This window comes from Gordonia sp. NPDC003950, assembly GCF_053605205.1.
In genome coordinates this window covers 70,253-87,013 of sequence record NZ_JBSGIT010000004.1, presented here as the reverse complement: position 1 = coordinate 87,013, position 16,761 = coordinate 70,253, and the positions used below count along the sequence as shown (strand labels likewise).

General features: G+C 68.5%; 19 protein-coding genes. 18 read left to right on the top strand and 1 reads right to left on the bottom strand.

The window, feature by feature from the left end; all coding sequences use genetic code 11:
* Positions 1 to 10 precede the first annotated feature (10 nt).
* The 4 genes from ACWETB_RS04795 to ACWETB_RS04780 all read left to right on the top strand — a co-directional run bounded on the left by ACWETB_RS04795 (position 11) and on the right by ACWETB_RS04780 (position 5,693).
* Positions 11 to 349: a P-II family nitrogen regulator gene (locus ACWETB_RS04795; RefSeq protein WP_348803391.1), complete on the top strand. Its 339-nt coding sequence runs from the start codon at positions 11 to 13 to the stop codon at positions 347 to 349.
* A 9-nt stretch (positions 350 to 358) separates the two neighbouring features.
* Entirely contained in the window at positions 359 to 2,941 is a 2,583-nt protein-coding gene (locus ACWETB_RS04790) for a [protein-PII] uridylyltransferase (RefSeq protein WP_452209632.1), read from the top strand.
* Between the two features lie 84 nt (positions 2,942 to 3,025).
* Entirely contained in the window at positions 3,026 to 4,591 is a 1,566-nt protein-coding gene (gene ffh / locus ACWETB_RS04785; RefSeq protein ID WP_452209630.1) for a signal recognition particle protein, read from the top strand.
* A gap of 4 nt (positions 4,592 to 4,595) precedes the next feature.
* Complete coding sequence (locus tag ACWETB_RS04780) at positions 4,596 to 5,693, top strand: amidohydrolase family protein (RefSeq protein ID WP_452209628.1); 1,098 nt, start codon at positions 4,596 to 4,598, stop codon at positions 5,691 to 5,693.
* Between the two features lie 309 nt (positions 5,694 to 6,002).
* Here the strand turns inward: ACWETB_RS04780 and ACWETB_RS04775 are convergent, their stop codons facing one another.
* Positions 6,003 to 6,662: a hypothetical protein gene (locus ACWETB_RS04775; RefSeq protein WP_452209626.1), complete on the bottom strand. Its 660-nt coding sequence runs from the start codon at positions 6,660 to 6,662 to the stop codon at positions 6,003 to 6,005.
* Between the two features lie 376 nt (positions 6,663 to 7,038).
* Between ACWETB_RS04775 and rpsP the strand changes: the two genes are divergently transcribed.
* The 14 genes from rpsP to dprA all read left to right on the top strand — a co-directional run bounded on the left by rpsP (position 7,039) and on the right by dprA (position 16,655).
* Positions 7,039 to 7,509 carry a 30S ribosomal protein S16 gene (gene rpsP / locus ACWETB_RS04770; RefSeq protein ID WP_452209624.1) on the top strand — a complete coding sequence of 157 codons (471 nt, stop codon included), beginning with the start codon at positions 7,039 to 7,041 and terminating at the stop codon, positions 7,507 to 7,509.
* Positions 7,506 to 7,748 (top strand): RNA-binding protein, encoded by a 243-nt coding sequence (locus tag ACWETB_RS04765; RefSeq protein ID WP_348803399.1) that lies wholly within the window; start codon positions 7,506 to 7,508, stop codon positions 7,746 to 7,748. Before rpsP ends, ACWETB_RS04765 begins: the two co-directional genes overlap by 4 nt.
* An 11-nt stretch (positions 7,749 to 7,759) precedes the next feature.
* Complete coding sequence (rimM, locus tag ACWETB_RS04760) at positions 7,760 to 8,308, top strand: ribosome maturation factor RimM (protein ID WP_452209622.1); 549 nt, start codon at positions 7,760 to 7,762, stop codon at positions 8,306 to 8,308.
* Between the two features lie 11 nt (positions 8,309 to 8,319).
* The gene (gene trmD, locus ACWETB_RS04755) at positions 8,320 to 9,015 is read left to right on the top strand and encodes a tRNA (guanosine(37)-N1)-methyltransferase TrmD (RefSeq protein WP_452209849.1); all 696 of its coding nucleotides are present in this window, start codon (positions 8,320 to 8,322) and stop codon (positions 9,013 to 9,015) included.
* Positions 9,016 to 9,217: 202 nt separating this feature from the next.
* Positions 9,218 to 9,529, top strand: a complete 312-nt coding sequence (locus ACWETB_RS04750; protein ID WP_452209621.1) for a YbaB/EbfC family nucleoid-associated protein — start codon at positions 9,218 to 9,220, stop codon at positions 9,527 to 9,529.
* Positions 9,526 to 9,858, top strand: coding sequence for a hypothetical protein (locus ACWETB_RS04745; protein WP_452209619.1), 333 nt, complete (start codon positions 9,526 to 9,528; stop codon positions 9,856 to 9,858). Before ACWETB_RS04750 ends, ACWETB_RS04745 begins: the two co-directional genes overlap by 4 nt.
* The gene (locus ACWETB_RS04740) at positions 9,855 to 10,871 is read left to right on the top strand and encodes a hypothetical protein (RefSeq protein ID WP_452209617.1); all 1,017 of its coding nucleotides are present in this window, start codon (positions 9,855 to 9,857) and stop codon (positions 10,869 to 10,871) included. Before ACWETB_RS04745 ends, ACWETB_RS04740 begins: the two co-directional genes overlap by 4 nt.
* A 219-nt stretch (positions 10,872 to 11,090) precedes the next feature.
* Complete coding sequence (rplS, locus tag ACWETB_RS04735; RefSeq protein ID WP_348803404.1) at positions 11,091 to 11,432, top strand: 50S ribosomal protein L19; 342 nt, start codon at positions 11,091 to 11,093, stop codon at positions 11,430 to 11,432.
* Positions 11,433 to 11,450: 18 nt separating this feature from the next.
* On the top strand, positions 11,451 to 12,305 hold the full coding sequence (gene lepB, locus ACWETB_RS04730) for a signal peptidase I (RefSeq protein ID WP_452209615.1): 855 nt from the start codon (positions 11,451 to 11,453) through the stop codon (positions 12,303 to 12,305).
* Positions 12,306 to 12,343: 38 nt separating this feature from the next.
* On the top strand, positions 12,344 to 13,042 hold the full coding sequence (locus ACWETB_RS04725; protein WP_452209613.1) for a ribonuclease HII: 699 nt from the start codon (positions 12,344 to 12,346) through the stop codon (positions 13,040 to 13,042).
* Positions 13,039 to 13,350, top strand: a complete 312-nt coding sequence (locus ACWETB_RS04720) for a DUF2469 domain-containing protein (RefSeq protein ID WP_348803407.1) — start codon at positions 13,039 to 13,041, stop codon at positions 13,348 to 13,350. The genes ACWETB_RS04725 and ACWETB_RS04720 overlap by 4 nt, the downstream gene beginning before the upstream one ends.
* Positions 13,351 to 13,553: 203 nt before the next feature.
* Positions 13,554 to 13,979: a YraN family protein gene (locus tag ACWETB_RS04715; RefSeq protein WP_452209611.1), complete on the top strand. Its 426-nt coding sequence runs from the start codon at positions 13,554 to 13,556 to the stop codon at positions 13,977 to 13,979.
* Entirely contained in the window at positions 13,960 to 15,531 is a 1,572-nt protein-coding gene (locus ACWETB_RS04710) for a YifB family Mg chelatase-like AAA ATPase (protein ID WP_452209609.1), read from the top strand. The genes ACWETB_RS04715 and ACWETB_RS04710 overlap by 20 nt, the downstream gene beginning before the upstream one ends.
* Complete coding sequence (dprA, locus tag ACWETB_RS04705; protein ID WP_452209607.1) at positions 15,528 to 16,655, top strand: DNA-processing protein DprA; 1,128 nt, start codon at positions 15,528 to 15,530, stop codon at positions 16,653 to 16,655. Before ACWETB_RS04710 ends, dprA begins: the two co-directional genes overlap by 4 nt.
* The last annotated feature ends 106 nt before the right edge of the window (positions 16,656 to 16,761 follow it).

The following is a 16,761-nucleotide window of genomic DNA, read 5'->3' as shown; positions in this document are numbered from 1 at the left end:
GGGATAATTCATGAAGCTGATCACCGCGATCGTGAAGCCGTTCACGCTCGAAGACGTCAAAGCGGGTCTCGAGCAGGCCGGCATCCTGGGCATGACCGTCAGTGAGGTCCAGGGTTACGGACGCCAGAAGGGCCACACCGAGGTCTACCGCGGCGCCGAGTATTCCGTCGATTTCGTTCCCAAGGTGCGTGTGGAGGTCGTCGTCGACGACGCCGCCGTGGACAAGGTCGTCGACGTCATCGTCGAGGCCGCCCGCACCGGCAAGATCGGTGACGGCAAGGTATGGGTGTCGCCGGTTGAGTCGGTCGTCCGCGTCCGCACCGGTGAGCGTGGCTCCGACGCCCTATAACGAGGGTCGATGCCCTTCGTGAGCACAGGTCACGGCCCCGCGTCCGACGACGAGTCGGGTGCGGGGCCGCGTCCTTCCCAGACACCGGTCGCGGCAACAGATCTCGCGGCCACCCGGCGGCAACTCACCGAGGCCACCGGACCCAACCGACTCGACGCTGCCGGACTCCGGCAGGTGCTCGTCGATCTGCACGAGTTCTGGCTGACCAGCAAGGGTGCCGAACTCGGCATCCGGCCGGGCAGCGGCATGTCGATCGTCGCCGTCGGCGGACTCGGCCGGGGTGAACTCCTGCCGTTCTCCGACCTCGACCTCATCCTGCTCTACGAGGACCAATCACCGGAGCGGGTGTCCGAGGTCGCCGACGGACTCTGGTATCCACTGTGGGACGCCAACATCCCACTCGATCACAGTGTCCGGACGGTTCCGCAGGCCCTGCAGGTCGCCTCCGACGACGTGACCGCGGCGCTCGGCCTCCTCGAGGCCCGGCACATCGCCGGCGACGAGGACCTCTCGGCGCTGCTGATCGGTGGGGTGCGGCAACAGTGGCGATCGGAGATCCGCACCAGGTTCGGTGCGGTCGTCGAGCACGCGCGGGATCGTTGGCGCCGCAGTGGCGACATCGCGCACCGCGCCGAACCCGATCTCAAGAACGGCCGCGGCGGCCTGCGTGACGTGCAATTGTTGGGCGCCCTGTCGATCGCCCAGCTCACCGACGGCATGGCCAACCTGCGGCCCGACTCGCCCGGGGCCGGCCCCCAGGTGGCCTATCAGCGACTCCTGGACATCCGTACCGAATTGCATCGGATCGCCGGGCGGCCCCGCGAGCAGGTCCGCGCCCAGGACGCCGACGAGATCGGCGCCGCGTTGCGGATCGGCGACCGGTTCGATCTCGCGCGCGTCATCAGCGACGCCGCGCGCACCATCAGCTACTCCACCGACGTGGGGCTGCGCACCGCCGGTAACGCGCTGCCCCGACGCGGTCTGGCCAAGTTGCGACGCTCGCCGATCCGGCGGCCCCTCGATGAGGGGGTCGTCGAGCACAACGGCGAGATCGTGTTGGCGCGCAATGCACTTCCGAGCAAGGACCCCGGTCTGATCCTGCGGGTGGCGGCGTCGTCGGCGCGCACCGGACTGCCGATCAGCGCCTCGACACTGTCGCGGCTGGCCGACTACGCCCCGGAACTGCGTGAACCGTGGCCTGCCGAGGCGCTCAGCGACCTGCTGGTCCTGCTCGGCTCGGGCCCGCACATGGTGGCACCGATCGAGGCCCTGGATCGCACCGGACTGTGGGGGCGTCTGCTCCCCGAATGGGGTGCGGTCCGGGACCTCCCTCCGCGCGACGCCGTGCACACCTGGACGGTGGATCGTCATCTGGTGGAGACCGCGGTCAACGCGAGCCGGATGACCACACGCGTTACCCGGCCCGATCTGCTGCTGCTCGGCGCCCTGGTCCACGATCTCGGCAAGGGCCGCGGCGCCGACCACAGCATCGTCGGCGCCGACCTCGCCATCCAGGTCGGCACGCGGATCGGACTGTGGCCGCAGGACGTGACGATCCTGTCGGAGATGGTGCGGTATCACCTGCTCCTGCCGACCGTGGCGACCCGACGAGATCTCGACGACCCGGCGACCGCGCAGGAGGTGGTCGACAAACTCGGCCGCAGTCGGGTGCTGCTGGAGTTGCTCGCCGCGCTGGCCGAGGCGGATTCGCTGGCCACCGGCCCGGGCGTGTGGGGCGATTGGAAGGCCTCGCTCATCGGTGACCTGGTGCGGCGGGCCACCCGACTGCTCGACGGTTACGAACTGCCCACGCCGGAGCCGCTCACCGACGAGATGATCGCGGTCGCCGAGAGCGGAGAGTATGCCGTGAAGGTCTCGTCGACCGAAGGGCCACATACCTTCTCGGTGATCATGGTCGCCCCCGATCGGCCCGGTCTGCTGTCGAAGATGGCGGGTGTGCTGGCGCTCAACGGACTTCGGTCGCATTCGGCGACCGTGCAGAGCCACGCCGGTCGCGCGGTCAACGCGTTCGTGGTGGTGCCGGCGTTCGGTGATCCGCCGGAGGCCGGTCTGCTGCGTCAGCAGCTGATCGGGGCGGTCGAGGGCAAGATCAAGGTGCTCGACCGGCTCGACAAACGGGAACGCGAATCCCCGACACCGACCATCGGGACGGTGGCCGGCTCGCCCGGGGCGGCCTCCGAGACCGACGACGACATGCCGACGGTGGCTGCCGTCAACGCGGTGCCCGCGCTGTTCGCGGTGGCTCCGTCACGAGTGCTCTGGGCCGAGGTCGGCGACGGGGGCGAGGTGTTGATGGAACTGCGCACCGACGACAGGCTGGGTCTGCTCAGCCGGGTCAGTGCCGTGATCGAGGAGTCGGGCGTCGCCGTGCGGTGGGCCAAGGTTGCCACCCTCGGCAACACCGTCGTCGACACATTCTGCCTCACGCTGCCCGCCGACACCGACGAGACGCGGGCCGCATTGGAGGAGGCGGTTCTGGCGGTGTGTCCGGTCATCCGGCCGAGTTCGGACGACGACGACGCGGCCCCGCCGACCGCCGGGTCGTCGCGTTCCGGGGTTCCGATCAGCTGATCACGGGCCGCACCCGAGCGCCGACACGGCTGGGGCGACGTGGTCGAGCGGTCACCTCGAGCGCGGTCATGGAAAGATGGGGGAATGTTCGACTCCCTCTCCGATCGGTTGACCGGTGCGCTGAAGGATCTGCGTGGCAAGGGCCGCCTCTCCGACGCCGACATCGACCGCACCTGTCGTGAAATCCGGCTCGCACTCCTCGAAGCCGACGTCTCACTGCCCGTCGTCCGTGCCTTCATCGCACGGATCAAGGAACGTGCCAAGGGCGCCGAGGTATCCGGCGCGCTCAACCCGGCCCAGCAGGTCGTCAAGATCGTCAACGAGGAACTCATCGCGATCCTCGGCGGCGAGACGCGGCGGGTGCAGTTCGCCAAGACCCCGCCGACCGTCATCATGCTGGCCGGTCTGCAAGGTGCCGGTAAGACGACCCTGGCGGGCAAGCTCGGCGCGTGGCTGATCAAGCAGGGCCACACCCCGTTGCTGGTGGCATGTGACCTGCAACGCCCGGGCGCGGTGTCTCAGCTGCAGATCGTCGGCGAGCGGGCCGGTGTGCCGGTCTTCGCGCCGCATCCGGGGACCTCTATCACCGGCGAGTCGTCACCGACCGCGGTCAATGCGTTGGGTGTCACTGCCGGTGACCCGGTGTCGGTGGCCAAGGCCGGTGTGGACGAGGCGCGGGCTCGCCACCACGATGTCGTCATCATCGACACCGCGGGCCGGCTCGGCATCGACACCGAGCTGATGAAGCAGGCCTCCGATATCCGCGATGCCACGCAGCCCGACGAGGTGCTCTTCGTCGTCGACGCCATGATCGGTCAGGACGCGGTCTCCACGGCCGAAGCGTTTGCCGACGGTGTCGGATTCACCGGCGTGGTGCTCACCAAACTCGACGGCGACGCCCGTGGCGGTGCGGCGCTGTCGGTGCGCGAGGTGACCGGCCGGCCCATCATGTTCGCCTCCTCGGGCGAGAAACTCGAGGACTTCGACGTCTTCCACCCCGACCGGATGGCCAGTCGCATCCTCGGCATGGGTGACGTGCTCTCGCTCATCGAGCAGGCCGAGCAGCACTGGGATGCCCAGCAGGCCGAGGAGGCCGCGGCCAAGATCACCCAGGGGGAGCTGACCCTCGAGGACTTCCTCGAGCAGATGCAGATGATCCGGAAGATGGGGCCGATCGGCAACATCCTCGGCATGCTGCCCGGCGCCAACCAGATGAAGGACGCGCTCAGCCAGGTCGACGACAAGCAACTCGACCGGGTGCAGGCGATCATCCGCGGCATGACCCCGGCCGAGCGGGAGAATCCGAAGATCATCAACGCCTCTCGCCGACTGCGCATCGCCAACGGTTCGGGGGTCACGGTCAGCGAGGTCAACCAACTCGTCGACCGGTTCTTCGAGGCCCGCAAGATGATGGCCCAGATGTCCGGCCGGATGATGGGCCCGGGCCGAAAGACCAACCGTAAGAAGGGCAAGGGCAAGAAGGGTAAGAGCCGCGGACGCGGACCGACCCCGCCGAAGGTGCGCGGCGGTTTCCCGGGCATGCCCGGCGGTTTCCCGGACCTGTCCAACATGCCCGCCGGACTCGATCAACTCCCGCCGGGACTCGAGGGCATCGACGTCTCGCAGTTCCAGCAGCCGAAGAAGAAGTGAGCCGATGACCGTCGGCGGCGGTTCCGCGACCACACCCGCACAGCACTACCGCGGTCGGGATCCGCTGACCGACGAGCCCCTCGAATTCTGGGTGGTCGACGGCACGATCACCGCTGAGCCGGTGGCCGCGGCCGACACCGTCGTCGCCGACGGCTGGATTGTGCCGGGACTCGTCGACGCGCACAACCATGTCGGGATCGCACCCGGACTCGGTGTGACCATCGAGCAGGCCCGCGGCTTCGCCCGTCAGGACGCCCTCGCCGGTACCCTGCTGATCCGCGAGGTCGGATCCCCGCTGGATACCCACCCACTCGACGACGATCCGGCGGGACCGCGGTTCATCCGCTCCGGCAAGCACATCGCGCGGCCGAAGCGTTATCTCCGTGACTACGGTGTCGATCTCGACGACCCGGACGAACTCGCCGACGAGGTGGCGCGGCAGGCGAAGGCCGGCGACGGGTGGGTGAAGATCGTCGGGGACTGGATCGACAGGGAGGTCGGGGACCTCGCGCCACTGTGGACCCGACGCCAGCTCGACGCGGCGGTGACCGCGGCGCACGACAACGGTGCCCGCATCACGGCGCATGTCTTTGGCACCGACGCGCTCGGCGATCTCATCGACGTCGGCGTCGACTGCATCGAGCACGGTACCGGCCTGACCTCCGAGCACATCGATGCACTCGTCGAACGCTCGATCGCCTTGGTGCCCACGCTGATCCAGGTCGATAACTTCCTTCAGATCGCCTCCGGCGCTGACAGGTTCCCTACCTATGCGGCGACGATGCGCAAGCTGCACGCGAACGCCGAGGACACCTTCGCGGCGGCCCGCGAAGCCGGAGTGACCATCTTCGCGGGCACCGACGCGGGTGGATTCGTCGAACACGGACGCATCGTCGACGAGATCGAACGGCTCGCCGGCGTCGGTCTCGGCGCCCGGGGAGCTCTCGCCGCCGCCACCACCGAACCGCGGCGCTGGCTCGGTGCCGGGATTCTCGACGACGGTGACCGCGCCGACTTCCTGGTGTTTCAGGAGAACCCGGTGGAGAACTTGGACATCCTGCGTCATCCGGCGGCCATCGTCTGCGCGGGCACGCATCTCTGACAGCGCCGCGCGATCGCGACATCACGGGTGGTCACCGAGTGAAGGGTCGGATTGTTCCGCGCTGTACACCTCACGTCGGATTTGTGAGCCAAATCACTCATTGACCGTTGGTCGATGTCCTTACTGTTCGGTAGGGTCACAGTCACATCGCGAGGTTGACCACTTCGTGATCAGTTCACAAGTCTTCTCGTCGCCCGTACCGCGGTGCGATCGGCGGGATGTTCGCCGGGGAAAGATGCGGGCATGTGGGTGTCCTTCGCGGGGTGGACAGCCACATGCCCGATCCCGTTTCTGGGTTCGGAGCACCCGTCAGAGCAGTCGCAGGATGCCGATCACGATCAACAGTGCCGAGACCAGGTAGGCGGCCCCGCGGGCGACGAGTGTGTGGTGTCGCCGAGCAGTGACGAACAGACGTCCGGCCCACGAACGCGGCCGGACCCGGACCAATCCGAGCGCCATCGCCGCCAGCACCGGGATGCTCAGGGCGACCGTCGCGTAGGCCAGCAGCGCGGTGTAGCGCTCGCCGGCCGGTAGACCGCTCGACGACAGCACCGCGAGTCCGGCGTAGAACGGCACCGAGGTGGCGGACTGCACCGCGCCGAGACCCACGCCGGCCAGCACGGTCAACGGCGACGCCGTACGCACCGGCGTCAGGATGCGGTCGACGATCGGGGGTGGCCCGTCGTCGCCCTGGCGCAGCGTCCACAACGCGGTGACGACACCGGTGAGGATCAACAGCGCGCCGAATGCCGGAGAGTCGACGACCTGCTCGACGATGGTGCCCAACCCGTCGAAGGCGAGCAGGACAATCAGGGCCAGGCCGATGACGCCCAGCCAATTGCCGATGAGCAGCAGAATGGTGATCGAGCGATACCGGCCGCGTGCGGTCATCATCGCGAGCGCGACCAGGACGCCGATCAACAACACGTTGACCGCGTCGACGAGTGCGTAGGCCAGGGCGTTGAGCATGGGGTGCGGTGCTCTCCTCGCTGACTGTGTCGCTGCTGCCGTGGGTCGACTGCTGCCGTGGGTCGACTGCTGCCGTGGGTCGACTGCTGCATCGACTGCTGATGTGAGAGGGTGGCGGCCCGACGTCAGGTCGCCGAACTCCGCCCGCTGGTCACCCCCGACCGCCCAGCGAGCGTACCGGGTCGATCGCAGGCGGCCGATGCGCGCTGGTCGATCGGCCGCGATTTGGGCCGGTGGGCGCGTCTCTGGCAGAATTGAACGCTGGTTCGTCGGACACGGTCACGTACCGGCCGACGGTCACACCCGATCGCAAAACCGGGCCTCGCATTCCGGCGGGGTCGCTGAATTGCGCAGTGGCCAACGAAAGAAGAAGAACATGGCTGTCAAGATCAAGCTCACGCGGCTCGGCAAGATCCGCAACCCGCAGTACCGCATCGTCGTCGCCGATTCCCGCACCCGCCGCAACGGCCGGGTGATCGAGACCATCGGCAAGTACCACCCCAAGGAAGAGCCGAGCTTCATCGAGGTCGACTCCGAGCGCGCGCAGTACTGGCTCGGCGTGGGCGCCCAGCCGACCGAGCCCGTCGCCGCGATCCTCAAGGTCACCGGCGACTGGCAGAAGTTCAAGGGCCTGCCCGGCGCCGAGGGAACCCTGAAGACCGCCGCCGAGAAGCCCTCCAAGCTGGACCTGTTCAACGCGGCCCTGGCCGCCGCCGACAGCGAGCCGGTCGCCGAGGCCACCACCCCGAAGAAGAAGGCCGCCAAGAAGGACGAGGCCCCGGCCGCATCCGCCGACGAGGCCGCCACCGATGAGGCGGCCGCCGAGGGTGACAAGGCCCAGGCGTGAGTGCTGTCGTCGCCGACGCCGTCGAGCATCTCGTTCGCGGGATCGTCTCCAACCCCGATGACGTGCGCGTCGAACTGATCACCGGTCGTCGCGGTCGCCTCGTCGAGGTGCACGTGAATCCGGAGGATCTCGGCAAGGTGATCGGTCGCAACGGCCGCACCGCCACCGCACTGCGCACCCTCGTGAGCGGTATCGGTGGCCGCGGCATGCGTGTCGACATCGTCGACACCGACCGCTGAGCGCCACATCAATGGAGCTCGTGGTGGGCCGTGTGATCAAGTCGCACGGCATTCGCGGCGAGGTCGTCGTCGACGTCCGTACCGACGAACCGGAGCAACGGTTCGCGACGGGCGCGACCCTGGTCGGTCGCCTGCCACGTGGTGGTGGCGAACGCGATTTCACGGTGACAGCCGCCCGGGAACATTCCGGGCGGCTGTTGCTGTCGCTGGCCGAGGTCGGCACGCGGGCCGACGCCGACGACCTGCGGGGGACGTTGTTCCTCATCGACAGCTCGCAGGTCGATTCCGGCGACGATCCCGACGCCTTCTACGACCACGAACTCGAGGGTCTGCCGGTGACGACCGTCGCAGGAGCGGCGGTCGGTGTGCTGTCGTCGGTACTGCATCTGCCCGCCAACGATGTGCTGGCGGTGCGTGCCCCGGACGGACGGGAGATCCTCATCCCGTTCGTACGCGAGATCGTCCCGGTGGTCGGGCGTGACGGTATCGTCGTCGACCCGCCGATCGGTCTGCTCGACGACGCGGACGCGGACACGGGCACTCCCGACGGCGCATCGTGACCGATCCGCGCATGCGTGTCGACGTCGTCACCATCTTTCCCGAGTACCTCGAGCCGCTGCGAGTTGCCCTGCTGGGCAAGGCAATCGACCGTGGCGTCATCGAGGTCGGGATACACGACCTGCGGTCCTGGACCCACGACGTGCACCGCAGCGTCGACGATTCCCCGTACGGCGGCGGTCCGGGCATGGTGATGAAACCCGACGTCTGGGGTCCCGCACTGGACGAAGTGTGCCCGGACGACGCGTTGCTCATCGTCCCCACACCGGCCGGGGTGCCCTTCACGCAGGCCACCGCCGTCCGCTGGAGCGCCGAAGAACACCTCGTGTTCGCGTGCGGCCGGTACGAGGGCATCGACCAGCGGGTCTTCGACGACGCCGCGCGCCGGGTGCGCGTCGAAGAGGTCTCACTCGGCGATTTCGTCCTCATCGGGGGAGAGGTGGCGGCCATCGCCATGATCGAGGCCGCCGTGCGGTTGATCCCCGGGGTCCTCGGCAATCCTCGTTCCCACCAAGAGGATTCGTTCTCCGACGGACTTCTGGAGGGGCCGAGCTATACCCGCCCGGAGACGTGGCGGGGGCTGCCCGTGCCGCCGGTGTTGCTCTCCGGCGATCACGCCAAGGTCGCGCGGTTCCGCCACGAGCAGTCGTTGCAACGGACACGTGAGCGTCGCCCCGACCTCCTCGCCGAACCGGGCAAGGGCGACTGACGGCGACGAACGCCCCGTCTCCGCAAGAGGGGTCGCCACTGTGGATGCATTCCCGGTGGGAACCCGCTGTTCGGGCTACGCTCGTTCGACCCGCGTCCGAGCGCCTCACCCGCGGGTACGAGGGGGGACGACGGTGGATGAACGGTCCGATGCACACGACACGCGTGACCCGGGTCGGCCGGGTGACTCCCACTGGTCGGCGATGCTCGAGACACTGGACCGGCAGCGCGCCGACCTCGCCAGCGCCGCCGAACAACTCGCGACGCTGACTGCCCGCGCGGTCAGCACGGACCGCCTGATCGAGGTCACCGTCGACGCGCGCGGCCTGCTCGTCGACCTGCAGATCGAACCGGCGGCCCTGCGCCGACACCGCGCGTCCGTGTTGGCCGAGCTCATCACGGACCTGGTCGCCGTGGCCGACCAGCGGCTGCGTCACCAGCGTGAACACCTCCTGGCGGAGGTGGCCGGAACGGTCCCCGGATACGCGGACGTGTCCGGCGGGAACCGCACATGAGCCGGTCCGAGGGCGTCGCGGTCGACCCGGAGGCGGGCCACACGCTCGTCGGCGAGGTGACCGAACTCGCCGACGAGGTGACCGCCATCGGGGTGGACCTCGGTCGCATCATCGACGAACTCACCGAAGCGCTCGGACACGATGTCGGCGCAACCGCGTTTGCCGCCGCCTTCGTCCCCGGTATCACCGCGCTGCACGATGCCCTCGGTCCGATCGCCGACGCCCTGACCACCCAGGCCGCACAGATCGCTTACGGCCTGCTCGGCGTCGAGGCCGCCGAGGACACCGCCGCCCATAGCGTGCGACGAAGCGTGGACCGGACCGCATGAGCGGGCCGGACGACCTGCGGCGCATCGCCGAGGAACTCGCACCCGATCGGTGGCCGGACACCGATGTCATCGCCATCGGTGAGCTCGCGCAGCGACTCGCCGGGCTCGCTGCGCGACTGGTTGCGGTCGCGAACACCGTCGAGACCGTCCACCGTGATCACCGGATCGGTTCGGGCGCCTTCGACCAGGCAACCCTCGACACCGCCACCCGGCTCGCCAACGACGTGACCGGGACCGCCGGCGGGCTCGCCGTCTCGGCAACGACCCTGGCCGCCTTCGCAAACCTCACCACCACGACGCGGCAGAAGATGGCGGTCGTGGCGACGATCGCCGATCGCGATCGGCTACTCGGGATGATCGGCTCTGCGGTCGGCGACGACACGCCGGCCGTCCGGGCGGCCAGTGCGGGACGAGCGGCGATGACGGCTGCCAGTGACGACTACGCCGACGAGGCCGCGGCACACGGAGCCGCCGCGACCACCACCGACGATCCGCAACATCCCGCCGCCGCGACGAGCGGGATGATGCCGATGGGTGGGCTCGGGGCCATGGGTGTGGGTGCGGTGGGTGTGGGTGCGGTGGGCGCCGCGGCCGCGGCCGGGAGAAACCGGCGGGAGCCGGGAACCGACGACGACGAACCGCTCGAACTCACCCGCGCTGAGCACGACGACCTCGTGCGCTACGCCCGGACTCTGGCCGCCGACCTCGACGGTCGGGCCGGGGGCTGGGTTCAGGTGGCCGTCGGCATCGGGCACGATCGGGCCCAGGGACGCGCGAGGGTCGTCGGGACCAGCGATCCGGTGCCCTATCTGCGCGTCGGGATGCGGGTCCGCACCACCGACGAGCTGGCCGGTGACGGGCGGGCACCGGAGATCGCGGTGGTCGACCATCTGCGCGCCCGCGGATACGAGCCGATCGCGGTGGCCTCACCGTCGACGCCGTCGGCGGCGGCGCGGGCCGTCCTGGCGACGGCTGGGGTGACCTCGATCATCATCGACCCCACCCGGTCGTGACGACGTCACCGCTGGTCAGGTCGCGATTTCGTCGGACGCGGGTCGGTCTGGCACAATAGTCGGGTTGCCTGACGACGGCCCCGGTCGGGGTCTCTAGCAGGCGCGCACATGACTCGGAGCACGAACCGGCCGAACCCATACACCGACTCGGGTGATCCGGGTGGGGGGAGGGCCGCCAGGTTCCTCTGTTCGCAGCTAGCACCCTAAGGACCAACCATCATGAACACCCTGGACATCCTCGACCAGCAGTCCCTGCGCGACGACATCCCCGCATTCGGACCCGGCGACACCCTCGACGTGCACGTCAAGGTCATCGAGGGCAGCAAGGAGCGCGTCCAGGTCTTCAAGGGCGTCGTGATCCGTCGCCAGGGTGGTGGCGTCCGCGAGACCTTCACCGTGCGCAAGGTCTCCTTCGGCGTCGGCGTGGAGCGTACCTTCCCGGTGCACAGCCCCAACATCGCCAAGATCGACGTTCTGACCCGCGGTGATGTGCGTCGTGCCAAGCTCTACTACCTGCGGGATCTGCGCGGCAAGGCCGCCAAGATCAAGGAAAAGCGCTGACGCGTCTACCCTGGCGACGTGGCTGACACTGACCGCCGAGGCGATGAGGCCGGCGAGGACCGGGTCCCGCGCGACGATTCCGTCGACGCCGACTCCGCGTCCCGCCCCTGGCGCACCAAGAGCGACAAGCCGGAGAAGAAGAGCTCCCTGCTGCGGGAGACGATCATCATCGTCGCCTGCGTCCTGCTGATCAGCTGGATTCTGCAGACCTTCATCGGACGGCAATACGTCATCCCATCCGAGTCGATGGAGCCGACACTGATCGGCTGCACCGGTTGCTCGAACGACCGGATCTTCGTCGACAAACTGTCCTACACCTTCGGTGATCCCGCGCCCGGCGACGTCGTGGTGTTCAAGGTCCCCGAGTCGTGGGGCGAGGACGGATGGGTGTCACCCCGATCCTCCAATACGGTGATCCGTGGACTGCAGGACGGCCTGTCGTGGTTCGGATTCGCGCCTCCCGACGAGAATGACTACGTCAAACGCATCATCGCCACCGGCGGTCAGACCATCGAATGCCACAACGCCGACGGCGTCGGTGTGAAGGTCAACGGCAAGGTTCTCAAAGAGCCGTATGTCGACATGGCCCTGCAGGAGCAGAACCTCGCCGACGGCACCGCGACCCCGACCGCCATCGGCGAGGACGGCAAGCTCAACAGTTGCCTCGGCAAGGACTTCGGCCCGATCGTGGTGCCCGAGAACAGCGTGTTCGTGATGGGCGACAACCGAACCCGTTCCTCGGATTCGCGCTACCACATCACCGAGACCAGCGACGGCACCGTCCCCGTCGACGACATCCGCGGCAAGACGCAGTTCATCATCTTCCCGTTCTCCCGGATGGGTGGGGTGGACTCCGTCAACCCCCAGCAGTGATCCCACGGCAGTGACCGCGAGTCGATAGCAGATCCACGATGAGTCGCTGGCCACCCCGTCTGCCGATCCGCCGCGCGGCGGGCCTGCGCACCATCGAGTTCGCCCTGCACCGCAGTGGTCTCGGCCCGGTCGCCGGAGTCGACGAGGCCGGGCGCGGCGCGTGCGCCGGGCCGCTGGTGGTGGCCGCGTGCGTGCTGCGACCCACCCAGCTCGTGTCGTTGTCGGAACTCGACGACTCCAAGAAACTCACCGAGTCAACGCGCGAGAAGCTCTATCGCTCGGTGACGCGATACGCCGACGCCTGGTCTGTGGTGATCATCGACGCCGCCGAGATCGATCGGATCGGCATCCACGTCGCCAACATCGAGGGAATGCGTCGCGCCGTGGCCGGTCTGGATGTGACCCCGGGCTACGTCCTGTCCGACGGGTTCGCGGTTCCCGGACTGACCGCCCCGTCGCTGCCGGTGATCGGCGGTGACGGCGCCGCCGCCTGCATCGCCGCGGCCAGCATCCTGGCGAAGGTGACGCGCGACCGCATCATGGTGGCGATGGACTCCGAACTGCCGGGGTACTCCTTCTCGATCCACAAGGGCTACAGCACGGCACTGCACATGAACTGTCTGGACGAACTCGGACCCTCGCCCCAGCATCGGATGTCGTATCGCAACGTCGCCGCGCGTATCCGCGACATTCCTGCCGCATCCGCCGACACGTCGCGCGATAGGCTTACAGGATGAGTGCTGAGGATCTCGAGAAGTACGAAACCGAGATGGAGTTGTCCCTGTACCGCGAGTACAAGGACATCGTCGGTCAGTTCACGTACGTCGTCGAGACCGAGCGCCGCTTTTATCTCGCCAACTCGGTGGAGGTCGTGCCGCGTAACCCCGAGGGTGAGATCTATTTCGAGCTGCGAATGAGCGATGCGTGGGTGTGGGACATGTACCGCCCGGCTCGTTTCGTCAAGCAGGTCCGGGTGCTGACCTTCAAGGACGTCAACATCGAGGAACTGGAGAAGTCCGAACTACGGCTGCCCGACGAACCGTGACCTGACATCCGCCGATTGCGACGAAAGTCGTTGTAGGGGTGTCGCTTTTGCGGTCTGATCGTCCGCCGGGGGTACGTCCGCACCGGTTGAACCGCGGGTTCCATCCCAGCGGTGATCCCCAGAAGCGCAGTCATTCACAGGTATCGGCCGTCGCGGCAGGTATCCGGGCGGTCTGCTCGGCGCGGTGAGTGATGCTGTCGGACATGACAGCACAATCGGTGGGACCCGAGCCGAGGCGTCGGCCCGATCGCCGGCCCAATCGCCGGGCCGGGGTGGGGCGGTTGGGTGAAGACCTGGCGGCCGACTACGTCAGCGGTCTCGGCTGGAGCATTCTGGATCGCAACTGGCGCAACAGGTATGGCGAGCTCGACCTGATCGCGGCCGACGGACGCCGACTGGTGGTCGTCGAGGTCAAGACCCGCGCGTCGCGGATCTTCAACGATCCCGTGGCGGCGGTGACCCGGGACAAACTGATGCGGATGCGACGGCTGACGCGCATGTGGTTGGCGCAGCAGGATCGGCACTGGGAGCAGATCCGATTCGACATCATCTCCATCCAACTCGATCCGGCACATCCGATGTCGGCCGACGGCGCGCGGGTGCGGCACCATGTCAACATCGTGGAGTGAAGACCCATCGCGGCGTGAGGATGAGGAGTCCTCACGGATGCTCGGGTGCACGAACTCCGTGGGGCTCAACGCCTTTGAGGCATCCCCGGTCGAGGTGCAGGCCAATGTCGGGCACGGCCTGCCCGGCGTGACGATCTCCGGCAGCGTGGATTCGTCGCTGCGCGAGGCCAAGGAACGCATCCGTTCGGCAATCAACAACTCGGGATTCTCGTTCCCCGACATGAAGGTGACGATCAGCCTGTCGCCGGCCGAAATGCCCAAACGGGGTTCCACCTACGACCTCGCGATGGCGGTCGCCGTGCTCGCCGCGATCAACCGGGCGCCGACGGCCAGGCTCGGCCGCACCGTGCTGGTGGGTGAACTCGCTCTGGACGGCAGCCTCCGGCCGGTGCGGGGTGTGCTGCCCGCGGTCATCGAGGCGCGCGCCGCGGGCATGGCCGCGGTGGTGGTGCCGATGGCCAACATCGCCGAGGCGACGCTGGTCTCGGGGATCGAGGTGGGTGGCGCGCACAACCTCGCCGAGGTCGTGCGATGGCTCGCCGGCAACCATGTGCTCGACACCGTCGATGAAGCGGCACCGCGGCAATCGCCGTCGCGGATGCCGGCGGACATGGCCGATGTGGCGGGTCAGGTACAGGCCCGGCACGCTCTCGAGATCGCCGCCGCCGGTGGGCATCACGTCCTGATGACCGGTCCGCCCGGGATCGGGAAGACGATGCTGGCACGTCGGCTGCCGGGGATTCTGCCGCCACTGTCGACCGATGAATCCCTGCAGGTCACCGCGATTCATTCGATCGCGGGTGCGCTGTCGCCCGGCTCGCCACTGGTCATCGAACCGCCGTTCATCGATCCCCATCACAGCATCTCCCTCACCGCGATGCTCGGCGGCGGAACCGGCATGGCCCGACCGGGTGTCGTCTCGCTGGCCCACCGGGGAGTGTTGTTCCTCGACGAGTGCGCGGAGATGGGCACCAAGGTCCTCGATTCGCTTCGTCAACCGCTCGAGGAGGGCGAAGTGCGGGTGACCCGCCGTGACGGGGTTGCGGTGTATCCGGCGCGTTTCCAGCTCGTCCTGGCCGCCAACCCCTGTCCGTGTGCCCCGGTCCGTGACGTCGAGTGCGTCTGCAGTTCGGTGACGCGGCGTCGCTACCTGGGCAAGCTGTCCGGACCATTGATGGATCGGGTGGACATCCGCGTGCGCATGGATCCCCCGGGAAACGCGGCACTGACCACCGACACCGGCGAATCGAGTGCCGACATCCGGGCGCGCGTCGCGGCCGCCCGGGAAGCGGCGGCCCAGCGGTGGAGTGGGCGCGGCTTTCGTACCAACACCGAGGTACCGGGACCACTGCTGCGACGCGAGTTCCGTCTGCCGCCGTCGGCGACGCGACCCCTCGAACTGGCGATGCGCGACGGTCGACTCACCGCCCGTGGCGCCGACCGCGCATTGCGGGTCGCGTGGACACTCGCCGACCTGTCCGGACAGACCGCACCCGGAGAAGACGAAGTGGCACAGGCCCTTCACTACCGTGACCGAGGAATCCATCGATGACGAGCAATGACTCCGAACGCGCCGCCTGGGCCTATCTGGTGGCGGTGGCCGAACCGCCCTGCCGCGCGGTGGGTGCGCTGGTGGCCGACATCGGGGCCGAGGCGGCGGCCGACGCCATCCGTACCCGCATGGTTCCCACGGCACACCGGGCGGTATTGAAACCGACCGCATCGCGGGCGGCGGCCGTCCGGCCGGAGCAGGCGTTGGCGGCCGCCGACGCCGTGGGGGCGCGGCTGGTGACCCCGGACGACGACGAGTGGCCGGGATTTCCCCTGCTCGCCTTGGATCAGGCGGACACGGCATCCGCGGGGGGAGTGCCGTTGGCGCTGTGGGTGCGCGGTCCTCGGCGACTGGACGACTTCGCCGAGCAATCCATCGCCGTGGTGGGGTCCCGCGCGGCGTCGGACTACGGCACCCACGTCACCGGCACCCTGACCGAGCAGTTGGTGTCGCGTGGGTGGGGCATCGTCTCGGGTGCGGCCTACGGCGTGGACGTCGCCGCTCACCGTGCCGCGCTCGCGTGTGACGGCGCGACGATGGCCGTGATGGCCTGCGGCATCGACCGGGACTATCCGGCCGCACATTCGCGGCTGCTGGCCGCGATCGCCGAGAGCGGGCTGATCGTGTCGGAGTACACGCCCGGGACGACGGCCGCCCGGCACCGGTTTCTGGCGCGTAATCGTCTGGTCGCGGCCCTGTCGTCGGCGGTCCTGGTGGTCGAGGCGGGTGCGCGGTCCGGGGCGGTGAGCACCGCGGCGTGGGCTTGCAAGCTCGGACGTCCACTGGGTGCGGTACCCGGACCGGTCACCTCGGCGACGTCGGTGGGTTGTCACGAGATGATCGCCGATGGCCGTGCCGCACTCATCGCCGACGTCGACGCGCTGGTCTCGGTGGTCCGCCCGGACGGACTGGGGGCACCCGATCACGGAGCGGCCCGGCCCACCGACAGTCTGACCGCGCAGCAGAGACAGGTGCACGACGCCATTCCCGGTCGCGGCGGGGCCACCCTGGAGGAGATCGCGTTCTCCGCGGGTGTCGAGATCGATGCCACCCGGGTGGCGCTGGTGATGATGGAACTCGGGGGACTGGTCGGCACCGACGGCAGTACGTGGCGACTGGCGTGAGGTCGTGCCATGGGTGTGGGTGTTCGGTGTGTGCTTTCCGCGAGAACCCAACCGTCGCAGTTAGGTAAACCTAACTCGGCGTACGCTGGTTCGGGAGAAGGAGGTC